A 19229-nucleotide genomic window follows, 5' to 3' on the forward strand; every position below is an offset into this window, starting at 1 on the left:
CGGCTGCCCTTCACGGTCGGCGGCCCGGTCGCGGAGGAGGCGGCCGCCCGGCTCGCCGCGGCGGCCCGCCTGGTCGAGTCGGGCGCGGCGACGGGCGTCGAGCCGCCGCTGCACGCACCGGTCCCGGCCGAGGGCTGAGCGCAGGCGGGAACGGCGAGAACGACCGGAGGCCCGGCGCGGACGACCGTCCGCGCCGGGCCTCCGGCGTCACACCCCGGCGGGGGCCCGGCCCTGTCCGGGCGGGCCCCCGGCTCCCTCGCCCCTCACGCCACGAAGGCCCGCGGCGGCTCGACGCCCGTCGCCGCGCCCGACTCGACCAGGCGGGCCGCCGCGGCGAGCCGGGCGGCCGCCTCCTCCGCGACCGGGCCGCCGACCGTGAAGGGCAGCCGGACATAGCCCTCGAAGGCACCGTCCACGCCGAAGCGCGGGCCGGAGGGGACGCGGACGCCGACCCGCTCGCCGACCTCCGCGAGGCGGGAGCCGGAGAGACCGCCCGTGCGGACCCACAGCGTCAGGCCGCCGCGCGGGACGTCGAACTCCCACTCGGGAAGCCGGTCGCGCACGGCCGCGACGAGCGCGTCCCGGTTCTCCCGGGCCTGGCTGCGGCGGATGGTGACGGCCTGGTCCCAGCCGCCGGTCCGCATCAGCCAGTTGACCGCGAGCTGTTCGAGGACCGGCGTGCCGAGGTCCGCGTAGGCCCGCGCCGCCACCAGCGACCGGATCACGTCGGGCGCGGCCCGCACCCAGCCGATCCGCATGCCGGCCCAGAACGCCTTGCTCGCCGAGCCGACCGTCAGGACCGTCGATCCGGCCGGGTCGAAGGCACACACCGYGCGCGGCATCTCCAGCCCGTCTTCCAGGTACAGCTCGGACATGGTCTCGTCCACGACGAGCACGGTGCCCGCCGAACGGGCCGCGTCGACCAGTTGCCGGCGCTGGTCCTCGTCGGCCAGCGCGCCGGTCGGGTTGTGGAAGTCGGCGACCACGTACGCCAGTCGCGGGGCCGCGTCCCGCAGCACCTGCCGCCAGCGGTTCAGGTCCCAGCCCGCGAGGCCCTCGGCCATCGCCACCGGGACGAGCCGGGCGCCCGCCTCCCGCATGAGCTGGAGGATGTTGGCGTAGGAGGGGGACTCGACGGCGATCCGCTCGCCGCGCCCCGCGAAGAGATGGCAGATGGCGTCGATCGCGCCCATCGCCCCGGTGGTCACCATGATCTGCTCGGGCATGGTGGGGATGCCGCGCTCGGTGTACCGGTCGGCGAGCATCTGCCGCAGCGCGGGCAGCCCGGCCGGGTAGTCGCCGTGCGTGTGGGCGTACGGCGGCAGCTCCTCCAGGGCGCCCTGCACGCCACGGGTCAGCCAGGGCTCGGGCGCGGGCAGTGCGGCGCAGCCGAGGTCGATCATCGAACCGAGCGACTCCGGGGGCAGGGGCTCCAGCCCGCGTGCGGGCAGCGGGTTCCCGGCCGGCACGGCGGTCCAGCTGCCGGCCCCGCGCCGCGACTCCAGGAAGCCCTCCGCGCGCAGCGCCTCGTAGGCGGCGGCCACCGTCGTACGGCTGACGGTGAGCGCCACGGCCAGTTCGCGTTCGGCGGGGAGCCGGGCGGCGACCGGGACCCTGCCCTCCAGGACGAGCAGCCGGATACCGTCGGCCAGTGCGCGGTAGGCGGGCGGCTTGCGGGCGCCGGGGCCGGCGGGGCGGGGCTGCTGCGCCTGCAGCTGCCGGGCCAACTGGGCCGGTCCCACCGCCGAGGTCCACTGAGCCATGGAAATCAGTCCACCTTCGTCGAATTGGCCATGGTTGGCACACCTTCCCCCGCCACAGAGTGTCATGAGTCAGTCCACTCCCACCACACAGGGGGCATTCCTTGTCCATCGCCTCCGGCCTCCGCGGCCGGCTCACCGGCCGCCGTCTGCCCCGCCGGCTCACGCAGCTCTACACCGGGCTGGCCTTGTACGGCGTCAGCTCGGCCCTCCTGGTGCGCGGAGGACTGGGGCTGGAACCATGGGGCGTCCTCCACCAGGGTCTCGCCGAGCGGACCGGACTGACCATCGGCGTCGTGTCGATCGTCGTGGGCGCCGTCGTCCTGCTGCTGTGGATCCCGATCCGCCAGAGGCCGGGCCTGGGCACCGTGTCGAACGTCTTCGCCGTGGGTCTGGCGATGGACGGCACGCTCGCCCTGGTCCCGGCCGCCCACGGACTCGCGGCGCGGATCGCCCTGCTCGTGCTCGGCATCGTCCTGAACGGGGTGGCCACCGGCCTCTACATCGCCGCGCGCTTCGGCCCCGGCCCGCGTGACGGCCTGATGACCGGTCTGCACCGCCTCACCGGCCGCTCGATCCGCCTCGTCCGCACGGCCATCGAGGTCGCCGTGGTCGCCACCGGCTTCCTGCTGGGCGGCTCGGTCGGCGTCGGCACGGTCCTGTACGCGTTGACCATCGGCCCGCTCGCCCAGTTCTTCCTGCGCCGGTTCGCCGTCCCCGAGGACGACCGACGCAGCACCTTGGTCGCCTCCGCGACACCGGGACAGGCCATACTGCGGCCGTGACTGACGTACGCCACCCGTATCTGGACCACCCCGCCCCCATCCCGTTCGCCCACCGCGGGGGTTCGGCCGACGGACTCGAGAACACCGCCGCCGCCTTCCGGCGCGCCGCGGCGGCCGGGTACCGCTACTTCGAGACCGATGTCCACACGACCGCGGACGGGGCGCTCGTGGCCTTCCACGACGCGACGCTCGACCGGGTCACGGACGCCGCCGGACGCATACGCGACCTGCCGTGGGACGCGGTGCGCGAGGCGCGGGTGGCGGGCAAGGAGCCGCTGCCGCTCTTCGAGGACCTGCTGGAGGAGTTCCCCGAGGCCCGCTGGAACGTCGACCTCAAGGCCGAGTCCTCGCTGGTGCCGCTGGTCGAGCTGATCCGCAGGACCGGGGCCTGGGACCGGATCTGCGTGGGCTCCTTCACCGAGAGCCGGGTGGCGCGGGCGCGGCGCCTCGCGGGACCGCGGCTGGCCACCTCGTACGGCGTGAGCGGCGTCCTCGGCCTGCGGCTGCGCTCCTTCGGCATCCCGGCCGCGCTGCGGTCGGGGGCCGTCGCCGCGCAGGTACCGCAGAGCCAGGCGGGCGTCCCGGTGGTCGACCGCCGCTTCGTCCGCGCGGCCCACGCCCGCGGCCTGCAGGTCCATGTGTGGACCATCAATGATCCGGAGCGGATGAACTCTCTCCTCGACCTGGGGGTGGATGGCATCATGACCGATCATCTGGAGACGCTGCGTGCGGTGCTGACCGACCGGGGAGTGTGGGTCTGAGCGCGCGTCCCGCCATGGGCACGACCGAGGGGGCCGCGCTTTGACCGCCAACACCGCAGAGCCGGAGGAGCACGCCGTCGATCCGGCGGACCTCCGGCGCGAACAGCGCGGCTGGTACTTCTACGACTTCGCCTGCTCGGTGTACTCGACGAGCGTGGTGACCGTCTTCCTCGGGCCCTACCTCACGTCCGTGGCCAGGGCGGCGGCGGACGCGGAGGGCTTCGTCCACCCGCTGGGCATACCGGTGCGGGCGGGGTCGCTCTTCGCCTACGCCGTCTCGGCCTCGATCGTGGTGGCGGTGCTGGTGATGCCCCTGGTGGGCGCGGCGGCGGACCGGACGGGCCGGAAGAAGCCGCTGCTGGCCGCGGCGGCCTACCTCGGCGCGACGGCCACCATGGGCATGTTCTTCCTGGACGGCGACCGCTATCTGCTGGGCGCGTTCCTGCTCATCGTCGCGAACGCCTCGCTGGCGGTCTCGATGGTCCTGTACAACGCCTACCTCCCGCAGATCGCCGAGCCGGACGAGCGGGACGCCGTCTCCTCCCGCGGCTGGGCCTTCGGCTACACGTCGGGCGCCCTGGTCCTGGTGCTGAACCTGGTCGTGTACTCCGGCCACGAGAGCTTCGGGATCTCCGAGGGGACCGCGGTGCGGATCTGCCTCGCCTCGGCCGGCCTGTGGTGGGGCGCCTTCACCCTGGTACCGCTGCGGCGGCTGCGCGACCGCCGGACACCCCCGGACGCCGAGGGGCGCGCGGGGGGCGTGGGGGGCGGCTGGCGCCAGCTGATGGCGACGCTGCGGGACATGCGCCGGCATCCGCTGACGCTGTCCTTCCTGCTGGCGTACCTGATCTACAACGACGGGGTGCAGACGGTCATCTCGCAGGCGTCGGTCTTCGGCTCCGAGGAGCTGGGGCTCGACCAGACGACGCTGATCACCGCGGTCCTGCTCGTACAGGTCCTGGCGATCGCGGGCGCGCTGGGCATGGGCCGGATGGCTCGGTCGTACGGGGCCAAGCGCACGATCCTGGCGTCACTGGCCGTCTGGACCCTCATCCTGGCCGCGGGGTACTTCCTGCCGGCCGGCGCGCCGGTGGCGTTCTTCTTCCTGGCGGCTGCGATCGGCCTGGTCCTCGGCGGCAGCCAGGCGCTGTCGCGGTCGCTGTTCTCCCATCTGGTGCCGCGCGGCAAGGAGGCGGAGTACTTCTCGGCCTACGAGATGAGCGACCGCGGACTGAGCTGGCTGGGGCCACTGGTGTTCGGTCTCGCGTATCAGCTGACCGGCAGCTATCGGGATGCCATCATCTCTCTGGTGATCTTCTTCGTCGTCGGCTTCGTGCTCCTCGCGCGGGTCCCCGTGCGGGAGGCCGTGGCCGCCGCGGGCAACCCGGTTCCCGAACGGATTTAGACGCGGAAGTGAAAGGCCGGTAGTGTACGCCTTTGGCCTGCCAGGCGGACCGTTACTGCGTGCTGACTTAGTGAAGACGCTGGGTGACATCTGCTGCCAGATGTGACAAACCGGGCACTGGTGGGTAGAACAAGGGGCGGCACGACGGGCGACGCATGACCCGGAACGGGAATCTTTACCGCCGACCGGACGTTGACCGGATGACGACGACAGCGACACCTGTCCTGTGGGCGACAAGCCCGGGAGGCACGATTCATGAGTGAGCGAGCTCTTCGCGGCACGCGCCTCGTGGTGACCAGCTACGAGACCGACCGCGGCATCGATCTGGCCCCGCGCCAGGCCGTGGAGTACGCATGCGAGAAGGGCCATCGTTTTGAGATGCCCTTCTCGGTGGAAGCGGAAATTCCGCCGGAGTGGGAGTGCAAGGTCTGCGGCAGCCAGGCACTCCTCGTTGACGGGGACGGCCCCGAAGAGAAGAAGGGCAAGCCGGCGCGTACGCACTGGGACATGCTGATGGAGCGGCGCACCCGCGAGGAGCTGGAGGAGGTGCTGGCCGAGAGGCTGGCGGTCCTTCGTTCCGGCGCCATGAACATCGCGGTCCACCCGCGCGACAGCCGCAAGTCCGCCTGACGGACGGCGCGGCCCGAGCAACGCCGAGGGGCCCGGTACACCACGTGTGTACCGGGCCCCTCGGCGTCGTGCCGTGCCCCGGGGGCGGGATCCGGCCGCGTGCCGCGCGCGCCGTCCGTGGACGGCACGGGCACGCGGTCGGCGTCGGCGGCACGGGGGGCCCGGCCACGCGCCGCCCCCGACAGGCCTCAGGAAGCCGGCAGGGCCCCGCTCACGGGGTCAGCGGGGGACTGGACTCCCCGGAGCCCCGCGGCCCGGGGGACGCGTCCTCACGGATGACCTCACCCGGCACGATCTTGCCGTCCGGGCGGTGGATGCGGGCCTGCTGGAAAACGTCCTGCAGGCCGCCCGCCGACGCGACGCTCATCCGGCGCTCGACGGCCCTCTCGGTGTACCGCCCGAGGAACGAGCGGACCGGGGGCACGAGCAGCAGCAGGCCGACGACGTCGGTGATCAGGCCGGGGATCATCAGCAGCAGACCGCCGAGCATCAGGAAGCCGTTGCGGTCGTCCGCGCCCTCGCGCTCGGCGGACGGGGCCGCGCCGGTCCGCACCGCCTCCTGAGCCTGCTGGAAGGTCCGCGTGAGGTTGCCGAACGCACGCCGGCCCGCTCGCTTGATCACCACGGCGCCGAGCACGGCGCCGCCGACCAGCAGGCCGAAGACGGCGAGTCCGCCGATCGCGCCCGCCACCACGACGAGCAGCCAGATCTCGAGGACCAGCCAGACCGCGAGGGCGAGCGGGAGGAACGTGCGCGCGCGGGAGCGCTTCGGGGCGAGGGGAGGCTGTGCGCCGGTCGTCATGACCCCCAGTGTGCCTGGCGCCCCGCCAGAACGTCGTAAAGGCGGGATCAGCTCCCGGACCTGCGACCGAGGAGCTTGCCGACCTTGTTCGCGCGGGCCGTGAGACCCCAGCCGGTGACCCGCCAGAGGGCCTCGACGACGATGTTGCGGCTCATCTTGGAGTCGCCGATCTCGCGCTCCACGAAGGTGATGGGCACCTCGACGACGTGGAAGCCGGCCGCGACGGCACGGCGGGCCAGGTCGACCTGGAAGCAGTAGCCGGCCGAGGCGACGTCGTCCAGGCCGAGGCCCTCCAGGGTCTCCTTGCGGAAGGCCCGGTAGCCGCCGGTGACGTCGCGGATCGGCACGTCGAGCATCACGCGCGAGTAGAGGCTGCCGCCGCGCGAGATGAACTCGCGGGACTTGGGCCAGTTGACGATCCGGCCGCCCGGCACCCAGCGGGAGCCGAGGACCAGGTCGGCGCCCTTGAGCGCGGTGAGCAGCCGGGGCAGCTCCTCGGGCTGGTGCGAGCCGTCGGCGTCCATCTCGACGAGGACGCCGTAGCCGTTCTCGATGCCCCAGCGGAAGCCGGCCAGGTAGGCCGCGCCGAGGCCCTCCTTGCCCTTGCGGTGCAGGACGTGGACGTGGTCGTCCTCGGCGGCCAGCTCGTCGGCGAACTTGCCCGTGCCGTCGGGGCTGTTGTCGTCGGCGACGAGGACATGCGCCTCCGGTACGGCCTCCCGTACACGCGAGACGATCGGCTTGATGTTCTCCGCCTCGTTGTAGGTCGGAATGATCACCAAGGCTCTGCCGAGCGGGCCGTAACGCCTCTGGCCACCGTCGTTCACTGCTGCCCCTTCGGATACCTACGCGAACCCCCACCATAGCGAGCCGGGTCGCGGGCGCGGTCTTGGCGGGGCGGGTCGAGGATACGGGGCCGTCGCGCGGAACGCCCACGAGTGGTGCGGGATGGGGGCCCGGGGTCCTTCGGGCCGACCTGGGTCCCGCTGGCTGCGGGTCGACCGAGAGCCGTTGTCTACTGAACGTCCGGGCCCCACCCGGGTCGCACCCTCCGCCGGAGAAACCTTCCCTCGCCCCCGAGGCGCGGGCGCTGAACCTGGTTCCCGGTGCGGCGCGCCGGTGCGGCACACCGTCCCTTGACCCAGCGGCGTTCGACGACTGCGTGGAGGTTCGAAACCGGTCGGACGTCCTGTGGTGGACCCGCCGAACCTACCGGCCGGTGGCGGCTCGCTGTCAATACTCGTTTGACCTGCGGATACCGCTGATCATGCCTGGTCAGCGGGGAGGATCCGCAGGTCGCCGTCGAGCCGGTGGATCATCGATCGGCGGTACGGAGTGCCCTTACGTCACTCGTTCGGCCGTACATACACGGTTTGTCCGAACACCACCGTGCGCAGGCACACCGGCAGGTCGGCGCCGGGGGTCAGGTCCGGCAGGCCGGGCGTCCCGGAGCGGGGGTCGGTCGACCAGCGGGCGACCCGGTCGTCGGGCGCCTGGACCACCAGCTCGTCCGTGCGCCAGACGGCGTAGTCGGCCGGGGCGCCGGGCACGAGGGTGCCGGCGTCGTCGCGGCCGACCGCCCGCCAGCCGCCCCGCGTGTGGGCGGTGAAGGCGGCACGGACGGAGATCCGGTGCTCGGGGGTGCGGTGGAACGCGGCCGCGCGGACGGTGCCCCAGGGGTCGAGCGGCGTGACCGGGCTGTCCGAACCGAACGCCAGCGGCACTCCCGCGCGCAGCAGGGCGGCGTACGGGTTGAGGGTGCGGGCCCGCTCGGCGCCCAGCCGCTCCGCGTACATGCCCTCCTCGCCGCCCCAGGCCGCGTCGAAGGCGGGCTGGACGGACGCGGTGAGCCCGAGTTCGGCGAAGGCGGCGACCGTCTCGGGCGTCAGCATCTCGGCGTGCTCGACGCGGTGGCGGGCGGCGCGGATCCGGGCGAGGCCGAGCTTCTCGGCGGCGGCCCTGACCCCGTCGACGACGGCGCCGACGGCGGCGTCGCCGATCGCGTGGAAGCCGGCCTGGAGACCGGACTCGGTGCAGGCGACGACATGGCCGGCGACGATGTCGGCGTCGAGGTGCGCGACGCCGGTGTGCCCCGCGGCGGCGTGGTCGGCGTAGGGCTCGTGGAGGCACGCGGTGTGCGAGCCGAGCGAGCCGTCCGCGAAGAGGTCCCCGGCCGCGCCGACGGCGCCGAGGGCGCGGGCGCGCTCGACGTCGAGGTCGGCCCAGTAGCCGACCAGACGCGGACCGGCCTCCTCGCGGGCGAGGTCCAGGAGTCCGGTGAAGTCGGCCTCGGAGGAGATCTCGGGTCCACCGCACTCGTGCAGGGTGCCGATCCCGAGGGAGGCGGCCCGGGCACGGGCGGCACGTTGGGCCTCGGTGCGCTGGGCGGGCGAGATCGCGGCGTAGGCGGCGGCGCGGACGGCGTGGTGGGCGTCCCCGGTCAACGGCTCGCCGTCCCGGAAGCCGTCGAGCGAGCGGATCCCGGGCACCAGGTCGAGGAGGGCCGTGGTGACGACGGCGGAGTGCACGTCGATCCGGGTCAGGTACAGCGGGCGGCCGCCGGTGAGCTCGTCGAGCTCGTCGCGGCGCGGTGCCCGTCGCTCGGGCCAGCGCGAGGCGTCCCAGCCGTGGCCGATCAGGATGCGGTCCCCGGGACGGGCCGCGGCGTGGGTCCGGATGCGGTCCGCGGCCTCGGCGAGCGAGGCGGCGGTCGACAGGTCGAGGCCGGTCAGCGCGAGACCGGTGGCGGTGGTGTGCACATGGGCGTCGACGAACGCCGGGGTGACCAGCGCGCCGTCGAGGTCGACCACCTCGTCCACCCCGGAGGCGAAGGCGTCGGCCGCCCCCTCCGAGCCGACCCAGGCGACGTGGCCGCGCTCCACCACCATGGCGGTCGCGAAGGGGTCGGCGGGGCTGTGGACTTCTCCACCGCGCAACAGCACGGTGCGGTGTTCGTACTCGCTCATGCGAACAGGCTAAGGGCTGGTTTGTCGTCCCCCGGCGGGCTCCGGCAGGGCGGCCCTCAGATGCGCGGCGGCCGGGCTTCGTACGGGGTGGACAGGACGACGGTGGTCCGGCTGGAGACGCCGGCCTGCGAACGGATCCGGCTCAGCAGGTGCTCCAGCTCCAGCGGGGTCGCCACGCGCACCTTGAGGATGTAGTTCTCGTCGCCGGCCACGCTGTGGCAGGCCTCGATCTCCGGGATGTCCGCGAGCCGGTCCGGGGTGTCGTCGGGGGCGCTGGGATCGAAGGGTTTGACCGAGATGAAGGCGGTCAGCGGCAGACCGACGGCCTCCGGGTCCACGACGGCGGCATAGCCGCGGATGACCCCGCGCTGCTCGAGACGGCGGACGCGCTGATGTACGGCCGAGGTGGACAGGCCCGTGGCCTTGCCCAGGTCGGTGTAGCTCATGCGCCCGTCCTTGACGAGCAACTCAACGATCTGACGATCCAGCTCCTCCATGCGGTCAACCTATTGCCCCGGGCTGTGATCGGCACAGCCGGGTGGCGGCCCTTTGGCATGCTTTGGCCATCGCCGGGGCACCTGCGACAGGCATGTGACGAACGCCACAGGTTTGTGGCCGCGCTGAGGCGGCACCTCACGGTTATGCGGTCCGCCGTATGGGAATTGCTTGCTGTGGTCGAGGCCACAAGTACCTGGTCGACCCACCCAAGGGGGAGATTCTCCATGCAGGAGCCTGTTGATTCGGTCGAGGCGACCGACGAGCTCGACGCCTACGACACGTTCGAGATGTTCCGGGTCATCTGCCCGGACTGCGTGCAGCCGATCGGACTGCTCGCGGACGAGGACGTGCTCCCGGAGCACGCGCTGTGCCCCACGCCGTGGAACCCGTTCGTCCTGACGGTCTGCCCCGGCACCGGCCGCGCGGCCTCCGAGGCACGCCCCGCCGACGAGACCCTGGAGCTCCAGGAGCAGGACACCGCGCTCCTGCTGACGCTTCCTCAGGGACTCGACTGGCGGACGCAGCCCTTCTCGCACGTCGGCGGTCCGGGCTCGCGCCCGATCAGGGTGCCGCAGATGCGGCGCGCCGCCTGAGGCGACGCCCGCGCCCGTGGGTCACCAGTAGCTCCCCCGCACCATCGCCGCGAGCGTGGCGTGGTGCAGGATCAGACCGTCCACGTCCTCGGCGCGCTCCGGCACGCGGACCTCTCCGAAGTGCGCCTGGCGGTAGGCGACCCTGAGCATCACGATCGCGTGCCGCAGGGCCGCGTAGAGGGTGTGGAACTCCATGTCGCGCGGCGTGTGGCCGGTGAGTCCGGCGTAGCGCCGCTCGACCGCGTCCCGGCGCAGGAAGTCCGGCAGGCCGGGCTGGCCGAAGCCCACCGTCAGGTCCTGGAAGAAGCGGTGCAGGTAGACGGTCCAGCCGAGGTCGACCTCGCGCGGGGCCAGGGCCGCCATCTCCCAGTCCAGCACGGCCGCGGGCCGGAACCCGTCGTACACGATGTTGCCGATCCGGGCGTCGCCCCAGTTCAGGACGGCCGGGCCCTCGTCGTCCGGCCAGTGGTCCTCCAGCCAGGCGAAGGCGGACTCGATGAGCGGCGAGGGCGCGAGGCCGTCCACCACCCAGGCGTAGTAGGCGCGCTGGGCGTCGACATGGCGCCGCAGCGGGCTGCCCACGCCGTCCGGGAGGAGGAACTCCGCCTCCTTCGCGGGGAACTGGTCGTGCAGGCGGGCGAGTACGGAGACGGACTCGGCCTCCAGCAGGGCGCGTTCGGCGGGGGTGGCGGCGTGCAGCCAGTTGCCCTCGTACGTGTAGGGCATGACGTCCGGCGGCACGCGGCCCTCGGCGCGCTCCATCACGAAGAAGGGTGCCCCGAGCGGTCCGGGGTCGGGTTCCAGCCAGAGCACGCGCGGGACGGGGAGGTCGGTGTGCTCGCCGACCAGGCTCATCACCCGGTGCTGCCGCTCCATGTCGTACACGGGGAAGATCGTGTACGCGGAGGGGTCGGCGGCCAGCCGCAGGGCGCAGCCGCGTGCCGGGGCGTCCGGGTGGTCGAGGTCGAAGAGAAGCGTCTCGCTCGACATCCCGTTGGAGCCGGGGACGGCGAGTGCGCCGACCCGGGCGCCGGCGAGGCGGCCGTCGAGCCAGCCGGCGAGCCGGCGGCCGAGCTCCTCGGGGTCACGGGTGGTGGTGCGGGGTCGCGGCGCCGTGGCCATGGGCTGCCCCTTCCTACTGGGCGACGGAGGAGTGGTCGGCGAAGCCGCTCGGGTCGTGGCGGCCGAAGGAGCCGTGCTCGAAGATCCCGTGGCCGGTGCGGCCGTCCAGGGTGAAGCGGGCCGCGTGGTCGGTGACCCCGAAGGCGGCCATGGGGTGGGCGGCCGGGTCCGAGAGGTCGTAGACCCGCCGGTCGGTCCAGTCGCGGCCCTGCCAGGTGCCGTGCTGCCAGTCGGTGGCGGGCGGGTAACCGGCGCCGATCGCGAGCGGCGAGGAGGCGAGGATCTCGACGCCGATCTCCAGGGGCTTCCCCGCGGGGTCGGTGAGGTGGACGACGGCGCGCTCGGGGTGCCGGGTGCCGGGCCGGTAGACGATCTCGGTGCGGGGCCAGCCGAGTTGGACGTCGCGCCGCCCGTCGCGGACGAGGACCGCCTCGTTCAGGGTGCGGTAGCCGTCGGCGTCCTCCTGGGCGATCACCATCAGGAAGCGGTCCTCGAAGCGCATCGGGATCCAGAGCCAGTGGAACCCCTCGGGCCGGAACTCGTCGGCGCGGCCGGGCTCCTCGCCCGGGAGGGGCCGTACGCCCCAGCTGCGGTCGCGCGTGCCGGTCCACTCCCCCGGGGTGACGGCGAACTCCTCGCCGCCGGCCCGCACGGTGCCCGCGCAGTGGCCGGCCTGGACGAAGCGGCGGCCTTCGAGGACGAGCCGGCCGCCGCGCCGCTGGGTGTGGTGCGGCTCCCAGACGGCGGGGAAGTCGCCGGTCCAGGTGACGTCGAAGGAGAGCCCGTCGGGGTCGTCCGGGTCGGGGTCGCAGTGCAGGGTGAGGGTCCTGAGGGGTTCGTCGACGGTGATGCGCAGCGGCCCGACGGCGAGCTCCGTGCGGTCGTCGCCGAGGGCGTCGGAGGCGCGGACGGCGTGCAGCCGGTCGCCGACGCGGAGGGTCGCGTAGGCGTCGACGATCCCGGCGTTGGGATAGACGCCGAGGCCGGCGATGAGCAGGGCCCGGCCCCGGTGGTCGAAGACGTGGAAGATGCAGCGGTCGTAGGCGTTGCGGTCGCCGCTGACGTGGTGCTTCATCGAGAGCGGGGCCTGGTGCACGGGGTATTCGTCGAGCGCGACGGGCCGGTCGTCGGACACGGCGGACCTCCTGGTCGGCGAACGGGAGTTGACGGTACGTCAGAAACCGCCCGGGAGGCCAGAGCCGTGCAGGCACCGCTCCCGGGGAGCGGGCGGAGGCGGCGTGATGTCACCGGCGCGGGTGAGCCCCGCGAACTCGCGCGCGAATCCCCGCGGTGGTGACCCCTTCCCCCCGGGCCGCGTTGAGCCGGGCATGACCTCGCCGTACACCACCCCGAGCGGCTACGGACGGAGACGCCTGGTCGACCCGGGCGTCGAAGAATCGGTTCCGCAGCAGGCCGAAGCGAACTCCTCGTACGCCGACCCGCCCATCTACCGGGCGCTCGTCCGGCACTGGGCCAGCCATGGCCGGACCCTGCCCGGCCGCAGCGACCAGGAATGGAACCGGCTCGCCGCGGCGCCGGTGTGGGCGAACCGCACCGTACGCGTCAGCGGCGTCAGCGGGACTCTGGTCCGGCGAGGTGACGCGCGATGACCATCCGCTGGATCTGATTGGTGCCCTCCACGATCTGGAGCACCTTCGCCTCCCGCATGTACCGCTCGACCGGGAAGTCCGCGGTGTAGCCGTACCCGCCCAGCACCTGCACGGCGTCCGTGGTCACCTGCATCGCCGCGTCCGTGCAGAAGAGCTTCGCCATGGCCGCCTGCCGCACGAAGGGGCGGCCCGCGTCCCGCAGCCGCGCCGCCTCCAGGTACAGCGCCCGCCCGGCCGCGATCCGGGTCGCCATGTCGGCGAGCAGGAAGCGGAGCCCCTGGAAGTCCGCGATCGGCCGGCCGAACTGGCGCCTGGCCCGCGCGTACGCGACGGCCTCGTCCAGCGCCGCCTGCGCGACCCCCACGGCGCAGGCCGCGATGCCGAGACGGCCCGAGTCGAGGGCGGAGAGCGCGATCGCGAAGCCCTGGCCCTCCTCGCCGATCCTTCGCGCGTCCGGGATCCGCACGCCGTCGAAGTGCAGCTGGGCCGTGGGCGAGCCCTTCAGGCCCATCTTGCGCTCGGGAGGGGCGGCGCCGACGCCCGGTGCGTCCCCGGGCACCAGGAACGCGGTGATCCCCCGGGCCCCCTCGCCGCCCGTCCGGGCCATCACCGTGAGGAAGTCGGCGATCCCGCCGTGGGTGATCCATGCCTTGGTGCCGGTGATCACCCAGTCCTCGCCGTCCCGGACGGCCTTGGTCCGCAGCGAGGCGGCGTCCGAGCCGGAGGCCGGCTCGGAGAGGCAGTACGCGCCGAGCGACCCGCCGCCGAGCATCGCGGGGAGGTGCGCGGCCCGCTGCTCCGCGGTGCCGAAGTTCGCGAGGGCGTGGCAGGACAGGGTGTGGACGCTGACCCCGAGGCCCACGGTGAGCCGGGCGGCGGCGAGCTCCTCCAGGACCTGGAGGTACACCTCGTACGGCTGGCCACCGCCGCCGTACTCGGCGTCGTACACCAGGCCGAGCAGGCCGGACTCGGAGAGGAGCGTGAACACCTCGCGCGGGAAGCGCCCGGCTGCCTCCTCCTCGGCGGCGCGGGGGGCGATCTCCCGCGCGGCGATGTCGCGGACCAGGGCGAGCAGCTCCCCGGCCTCCTCGGTGGGCAGCAGGCGTTCCACGGTCTGTGCGGCACGGTCGGGCATGGCGGCGCACTCCTCCCTGTCGGGCGCTGCGGCGGCGCGCGCCGGGGTGGGGCGGGCGTCGCCGGTACTCGGCTCTGCCGCCGATGCTGCCCCCGACGGGTCACGGGAGGGACGGACCGGCGGCTGTGGCGCGGGGAGTATGCCCGTTCGGCGGTGCGGGTCACACGCCTGCCGGGAGCCGACCGCGGCGGSCGGCCGTCGGCAACCGCGGCGCGGAGGGCGCCGGGGCGTGGCGGACGCGGCGATGCAGGTGACCACGGACGCCGTGCAGGTGCGCGGACGCGGCGATGCAGGTGACCACGGACGCCGTGCAGGTGCGCCGGGGGGCCGCCCCGGAGGGTCACATCAGTCCGGCGCGGGTGACGAGCACGGCGAGGAGCACGACCAGGGTCCAGCCCAACACGTGTTCGAGCACCTGGGGGCCGTTGTCCTTCGGGCCACCCGTGCGGGCACGGGTGCGGGTGGCGGAGTGGGTGGTGGCGGTCATGGCCACCACCCTGCCCGAGGAGGGCGCGCGGGGGTAGAGACGTTCCTCACGGCCCCGCGCCCGCCCGCGACGCGTCAGCGGATGCCGACGGCCGCCAATGCCTTGCGCTGTGCGGGCGTCGGCCGGTCCGGGAAGTAGAGGTAGCAGACGCCCCCTGTGCCGGAGACCACTTTGCCGCTCGCGTTGTACCGCTTGGTCCGCAGCCAGATGTTCTCCCACTCGCGGCGCCGGTAGACCCGGCGCACGGCCTCGTTGCCCGGTGAGGCCGGGTCGTTGGCGATCACGTCGCCCTCCGCGGTGAAGCCGATCACGGTCATCAGGTGGCCCGAGGTGCCGTACCCGGCGCCGGTCAGCTCCTCCTTGCGGAAGGACTGCGACGTTATGGCCGGGATGCCGGCGCGGACCAGGGTCTCCAGCTCGGTCAGCGAGCCGAGGCGGGTGACGACCGCGTTCATGTCCTCGTAGGTGGCCGCGTAGGCCGCGTTGAAGGGCCAGTTCCCGCAGCCGTCGTACTGGTAGTCGAAGGTGAAGCGCGCCGCGTGGCAGACCTGGGGGTCGGCGAAGGCCGGATCGACCCAGGCCAGCGCCTCGGGGTCGGGCCCGCGCCCCCAGTACTCGATGATCATCTGCGAGGAGGTCGGGCTGCACCACGCCTCGCCGCCGTTGTCGTACTCGGGATACTGGCCGACGTGGACGTTCTGCGAGTAGCGCGGGACGGTCAGTTCACGGGCGAGGCCGGGCGCCGAGGCCGGGACCTCGAACCGGTCGGGGACGTCGGAGGCCATGGCGCCCAGCCGCCAGACCGTCGGCGTCAGGTCGGTGCCCGGGGTGCGGTACAGCGTCAGGCGCAGCCGGTAGGAGACCAGGCGCAGTCCGCTCGACGCGTCGTCGACGGAGAAGGTGTCGGTCCAGATCGAGCTGCGGCCGTCGCTCTGGCCGTCGACCGAGGTACGCCGGATGTCGGCGTCGCCCGCGGCCCAGCGGCCCATCACGAACCAGGGTGTGGCGGTCCCGTCGTGGTAGGTGCCGGACAGCTCGATCTGGATCCAGGTGCCCGCCGGTGTGTCGGCGTTCCAGGAGGCGATGACCTCGGTGGCCGGGACACGGGAGGTGTGCTCCGGGGAGGTCCAGCTCGCGTACTCCCAGGTGGAGGTCGTCCCGGTGTGCGGGTCGGCGTACTCGGTGCGGCCGGCCGGTGTGCCGATGACGAGGCCGGGGCGGTGGCCCGCAACCGCCCGGGTGCCGTGGGAGCCGCCGCAGCGCCAGTCGGTGTAGGAGGTCCAGAAGCGGTTGTCGACGAGGCGGGGCGCGGCGGTGCCGGCCGTCGGGTCCGCGGTGGCCTCCGCGTCGGCCCGGTCCGCGGCGGCGGCCGGTGTCGCGGCGGCCGCAGCGGTGCCCGCGGCCGCCGCGAGGGCGGCGGCGAGGATGGTTCTGCGCGGGGTGGAGCTGGTCATGGGCGGTGACCCCCAGTCGGAGAACGGGTGAGGCGGGCGGAGGCCGCGGCCGCCCCGTGCGGCGCGGGCGGTGCGATGCGCCGAGGGAGGAACGGCCGGGACCTGTCGGGCGGGTGGGAGCGCTGTGCGCGCTCGTGCGGTGCGTGCCGGGCGGGGACCACTATCGCGGTTTCCGGCGGGCTTCGGCCAGCGATTCGGCCCGCGTCGCCGCACCAATATTGGTCTCGACCACTGGCATTCGTACGCGGCTGACCTGCGACGACCGACCCGGAGGGCGGTCACCTACGCTTGCCTCCATGAACCACCTCGACCGCGTCGCCGACGCGCTGCGCCGCCTGCCGCCGTCCTGCGGGCCGGTACGGCTGGTCGCGGTCGACGGTCACGCCGGCTCGGGGAAGTCCACCTTCGCCGGCCGGCTCGCCCAGCTGCTGGCCGCTCCGGTCCTCCACCTCGACGACCTCGCCACCCACGCGGAGCTGTTCGCGTGGACGGCGCGGATACGGGAGCAGGTGATCGATCCCCTCTCCCGGGGCGAGGTGGCGCGCTACCACCCGTACGACTGGAATCTCCGGGCCTTCGGGCCGCCGCGCGCGCTTCCCCCGGCACCGGTCGTCCTGGTCGAGGGTGTCGGTGCCGGCCGACGGGCGCTGCGCCCGCACCTGGCGGCGCTGCTGTGGATGGAGCGGGACGCCCGGGAGTCGTGGGCCCGCGGCCGGCGACGGGACGGACCGGCCCAGTCCGGATTCTGGGACGGCTGGACGGTGGCGGAGTCGCGCCATTTCGCGGCGGACCCCTCCCGGCCCTTCGCCGACACCCTGATACGCGAGTGCCGGGAGGGCTACGAGTGGCTTCCCGGGCCCGCTGTGGCACCACACTCGGACCACTTCATCACCCACCGTGATCGTCCGCTGCCACCGGACTGACGGGCCGGAACTCGACGCCCGCAAGTGCCTCAACTCCGCTTGACCCAAGGGCCGTACAGGTCTTACGTTCTCAATGTGCGGCTTTACGGAGCCGCCGCGGACGCGAAGCCCCCGGTTGTTCCCCCGTGATCGGGGGCTTCGTTCTGCCCCGATCCGCCCCTTCTCCGTGCCGCCGCGAGCCCCGATGCTCACCCAGGGTTATCGCCGCCGGATCATGCGCTTCTCCTTCGTCGCGCCCCCTCTGCGCAGGTACGATGCCCTCGGTGCGGTCAAATCCCGTCCATGGGAACGCGGTTGTGTACGGAGTCCGGCGGGCGCCCGCCCCCCGGGACAGCTACGGGGACACGTTTTGTGGGGGACCCGATGGACATCGGCACGCAGGGCGGACACGCCCCGGCCGAGCTCGCCTGGCTGCGGGGAGTCGACGCCTACACGATGGGCGCCTACCCGCAGGCCGAGGAGGAGTTCCGGACCGCGGTACGCATCGACCCCGGCATGGCGGACGGCTGGCTCGGCCTGCACGCCCTCCGGGTGGACACCACGACGGCGCTGCTGCGGATGTACCGCAACCGCGACCGCTTCGGCGAGCAGCGCGCCCGGCACCGCCGGACCCTGAACTCCTGGTACTGGCTGGGCTGGTGGGTCCAGCCCGTCCTCGAAAGCACCCGCGACCTGCTGCTCGCGCACGCCTCGCACTGGCTCGACGGACGTCATGTCCCCGAGCTCGACCGGGCGTTGGCCGGACTGCCGCCGATCGACACCGACCCGCAGGTCCGCTTCCTGCACGCCTGCCGGTCGTACCTGGTCAAGGACTGGGACCAGCTGGTCCGCCACACCGAGCCCCTGGTGAACGACCCGCTGCTGGGCATCGAGGCCGGCCTCTTCGGCGGGATGGCCCGGGTCCGGCTGGAGATGTACGGGCAGGCCGAACCGCTGCTGTCGGCGGCGCTGATGCGCTGCCGCAGCGAGCAGCCCCAGCGCAAGGAACTGCGGTACTGGCTGGCCCGGGCGCACGAGGGCACCGGGCGCAGCGCCGCCGCGCTCCCCCTCTACCGCGCGGTGCACCGGATCGATCCGGCCTTCATGGACACGGCGGCACGCCTCGCGGCGATCACCGAGTACGACGGCTTCGGGCCGGACGAGACCGCCGGACTCGCCGCCGTCACCCTGGGCGGACTCGGCCAGGACACYGTCGAGGCGGCGCAGGGCGACGCCGAGGGACCCGCCTCCGACGGGCTGCGCCTGGGCCCGGACCCGGCGCCTCCGGCAGCCTCGGGCACACCCCCCGAGCCCCCGGACGCCGTACGGCAGAAGGCGGTGCTCCCCGCCCAGCCCGCGCCGCCGCGCTTCCCCGCGAGCCCCACGGACCCGGTCCTGCTGGCCGAGGCGCTCGCCGAGCTGGAGCGCATGGTCGGGATGGAGCCGGTGAAACGGCAGGTCAAGGCGCTGTCGGCGCAGCTGGAGATGGCCCGGTTACGGGCGGGACAGGGACTGCCGGTCCAGCCGCCGAAACGCCACTTCGTCTTCTCCGGTCCCTCCGGCACCGGGAAGACCACCGTGGCCCGGATCCTGGGCCGGGTCTTCTACGCGCTCGGCCTGCTCGGCGGCGATCATCTGGTGGAGGCCCAACGGGCTGATCTGGTCGGCGAGTTCCTCGGGCAGACCGCGGTCAAGGCGAACGAGCTGATCGACTCGGCGATCGGCGGCGTCCTCTTCGTGGACGAGGCGTACTCGCTGTCCAACACCGGCTACAGCAAGGGCGACGCCTACGGCGACGAGGCGCTCCAGGTCCTGCTCAAGCGCGCCGAGGACAACCGCGACCACCTGGTGGTGATCCTGGCCGGCTACCCGGAGGGGATGGACCGGCTGCTCGCCACCAATCCGGGACTCTCCTCACGCTTCACCACGCGGGTGGACTTCCCCTCCTACCGGCCGCTCGAACTCACCGCGATCGGCGAGGTGCTGGCGGCGGCGAACGGCGACCGCTGGGACGAGGAGGCGCTGGACGAGCTCCGCTCGATCAGCGGCCACGTCGTCGACCAGGGCTGGATCGACGAGCTGGGCAACGGCCGCTTCCTGCGCACCCTGTACGAGAAGTCCTGCGCGTACCGCGATCTTCGGCTCGCCGGCTACCCCGGCACGCCCACCCGGGACGATCTGGCCACGCTGCGGCTCGCCGACCTCATGCAGGCCTACGGCGAGGTCCTGTCGGGTCGCGGACCGTCCGCCCGGGGCCGCCAGGATCCGACGGGGACCTGACGGGGGCCGGGGCCGGCCGCGGGCGGACGGTCCGCGACC

Annotated in this window: 18 protein-coding genes; 8 read left to right on the forward strand and 10 right to left on the reverse strand. The window is 73.5% G+C overall.

Features of this window, described 5'->3' with window-relative positions; genetic code table 11:
* Positions 1–263: 263 nt before the first annotated feature.
* On the reverse strand, positions 264–1763 hold the full coding sequence (locus EAO71_RS07780; RefSeq protein WP_147977039.1) for an SCO1417 family PLP biosynthesis transcription factor: 1500 nt from the start codon (positions 1761–1763) through the stop codon (positions 264–266).
* A 101-nt stretch (positions 1764–1864) separates the two neighbouring features.
* Here EAO71_RS07780 and yczE point away from each other — a divergent pair, with 101 nt between their 5' ends.
* From yczE to EAO71_RS07800, 4 genes are all read left to right on the forward strand, one after another.
* Entirely contained in the window at positions 1865–2545 is a 681-nt protein-coding gene (gene yczE / locus EAO71_RS07785; RefSeq protein ID WP_147977040.1) for a membrane protein YczE, read from the forward strand.
* Positions 2542–3306 (forward strand): glycerophosphodiester phosphodiesterase, encoded by a 765-nt coding sequence (locus tag EAO71_RS07790; protein ID WP_147977041.1) that lies wholly within the window; start codon positions 2542–2544, stop codon positions 3304–3306. Before yczE ends, EAO71_RS07790 begins: the two co-directional genes overlap by 4 nt.
* A gap of 40 nt (positions 3307–3346) precedes the next feature.
* Positions 3347–4711, forward strand: a complete 1365-nt coding sequence (locus EAO71_RS07795) for an MFS transporter (RefSeq protein ID WP_147977042.1) — start codon at positions 3347–3349, stop codon at positions 4709–4711.
* 255 nt (positions 4712–4966) lie between these two features.
* Positions 4967–5341, forward strand: a complete 375-nt coding sequence (locus EAO71_RS07800; protein ID WP_026278069.1) for an RNA polymerase-binding protein RbpA — start codon at positions 4967–4969, stop codon at positions 5339–5341.
* Between the two features lie 211 nt (positions 5342–5552).
* Here the strand turns inward: EAO71_RS07800 and fxsA are convergent, their stop codons facing one another.
* From fxsA to EAO71_RS07820, 4 genes are all read right to left on the reverse strand, one after another.
* On the reverse strand, positions 5553–6143 hold the full coding sequence (gene fxsA, locus EAO71_RS07805) for an FxsA family membrane protein (RefSeq protein WP_147977043.1): 591 nt from the start codon (positions 6141–6143) through the stop codon (positions 5553–5555).
* Between the two features lie 47 nt (positions 6144–6190).
* Entirely contained in the window at positions 6191–6970 is a 780-nt protein-coding gene (locus tag EAO71_RS07810) for a polyprenol monophosphomannose synthase (RefSeq protein WP_147977044.1), read from the reverse strand.
* Between the two features lie 519 nt (positions 6971–7489).
* The gene (locus EAO71_RS07815; protein WP_147977045.1) at positions 7490–9109 is read right to left on the reverse strand and encodes an amidohydrolase; all 1620 of its coding nucleotides are present in this window, start codon (positions 9107–9109) and stop codon (positions 7490–7492) included.
* A gap of 56 nt (positions 9110–9165) precedes the next feature.
* The gene (locus tag EAO71_RS07820; protein WP_017242178.1) at positions 9166–9606 is read right to left on the reverse strand and encodes an Lrp/AsnC family transcriptional regulator; all 441 of its coding nucleotides are present in this window, start codon (positions 9604–9606) and stop codon (positions 9166–9168) included.
* 225 nt (positions 9607–9831) lie between these two features.
* On the opposite strand from EAO71_RS07820, the gene EAO71_RS07825 reads away from it, so the two are divergent.
* The gene (locus EAO71_RS07825) at positions 9832–10200 is read left to right on the forward strand and encodes a hypothetical protein (RefSeq protein ID WP_147977046.1); all 369 of its coding nucleotides are present in this window, start codon (positions 9832–9834) and stop codon (positions 10198–10200) included.
* Between the two features lie 21 nt (positions 10201–10221).
* On the opposite strand, the gene EAO71_RS07830 is transcribed toward EAO71_RS07825, so the two are convergent.
* Together EAO71_RS07830 and EAO71_RS07835 are read right to left on the reverse strand one after the other, a co-directional pair.
* Entirely contained in the window at positions 10222–11322 is a 1101-nt protein-coding gene (locus EAO71_RS07830) for a phosphotransferase family protein (protein WP_147977047.1), read from the reverse strand.
* A 13-nt stretch (positions 11323–11335) separates the two neighbouring features.
* Positions 11336–12457: a hypothetical protein gene (locus EAO71_RS07835; RefSeq protein ID WP_147977048.1), complete on the reverse strand. Its 1122-nt coding sequence runs from the start codon at positions 12455–12457 to the stop codon at positions 11336–11338.
* A 193-nt stretch (positions 12458–12650) separates the two neighbouring features.
* Here EAO71_RS07835 and EAO71_RS07840 point away from each other — a divergent pair, with 193 nt between their 5' ends.
* Positions 12651–12932, forward strand: coding sequence for a hypothetical protein (locus EAO71_RS07840; RefSeq protein ID WP_147977049.1), 282 nt, complete (start codon positions 12651–12653; stop codon positions 12930–12932).
* On the opposite strand, the gene EAO71_RS07845 is transcribed toward EAO71_RS07840, so the two are convergent.
* From EAO71_RS07845 to EAO71_RS07855, 3 genes are all read right to left on the reverse strand, one after another.
* Complete coding sequence (locus EAO71_RS07845; RefSeq protein ID WP_147977050.1) at positions 12895–14067, reverse strand: acyl-CoA dehydrogenase family protein; 1173 nt, start codon at positions 14065–14067, stop codon at positions 12895–12897. The genes EAO71_RS07840 and EAO71_RS07845 overlap by 38 nt on opposite strands.
* A gap of 340 nt (positions 14068–14407) precedes the next feature.
* Complete coding sequence (locus EAO71_RS07850; protein WP_147977051.1) at positions 14408–14554, reverse strand: SCO1431 family membrane protein; 147 nt, start codon at positions 14552–14554, stop codon at positions 14408–14410.
* A 74-nt stretch (positions 14555–14628) separates the two neighbouring features.
* Positions 14629–16008 carry a peptidase C39 family protein gene (locus EAO71_RS07855; protein WP_147977052.1) on the reverse strand — a complete coding sequence of 460 codons (1380 nt, stop codon included), beginning with the start codon at positions 16006–16008 and terminating at the stop codon, positions 14629–14631.
* Positions 16009–16304: 296 nt separating this feature from the next.
* Between EAO71_RS07855 and EAO71_RS07860 the strand changes: the two genes are divergently transcribed.
* Both EAO71_RS07860 and EAO71_RS07865 read left to right on the forward strand, forming a co-directional pair.
* Positions 16305–16931: a uridine kinase family protein gene (locus EAO71_RS07860; RefSeq protein WP_147977053.1), complete on the forward strand. Its 627-nt coding sequence runs from the start codon at positions 16305–16307 to the stop codon at positions 16929–16931.
* 363 nt (positions 16932–17294) lie between these two features.
* The gene (locus EAO71_RS07865; RefSeq protein WP_147977054.1) at positions 17295–19190 is read left to right on the forward strand and encodes an AAA family ATPase; all 1896 of its coding nucleotides are present in this window, start codon (positions 17295–17297) and stop codon (positions 19188–19190) included.
* The last annotated feature ends 39 nt before the right edge of the window (positions 19191–19229 follow it).

It is taken from the genome of Streptomyces sp. MS191, assembly GCF_008042125.1.
Classification (GTDB): Bacteria; Actinomycetota; Actinomycetes; order Streptomycetales; family Streptomycetaceae; genus Streptomyces.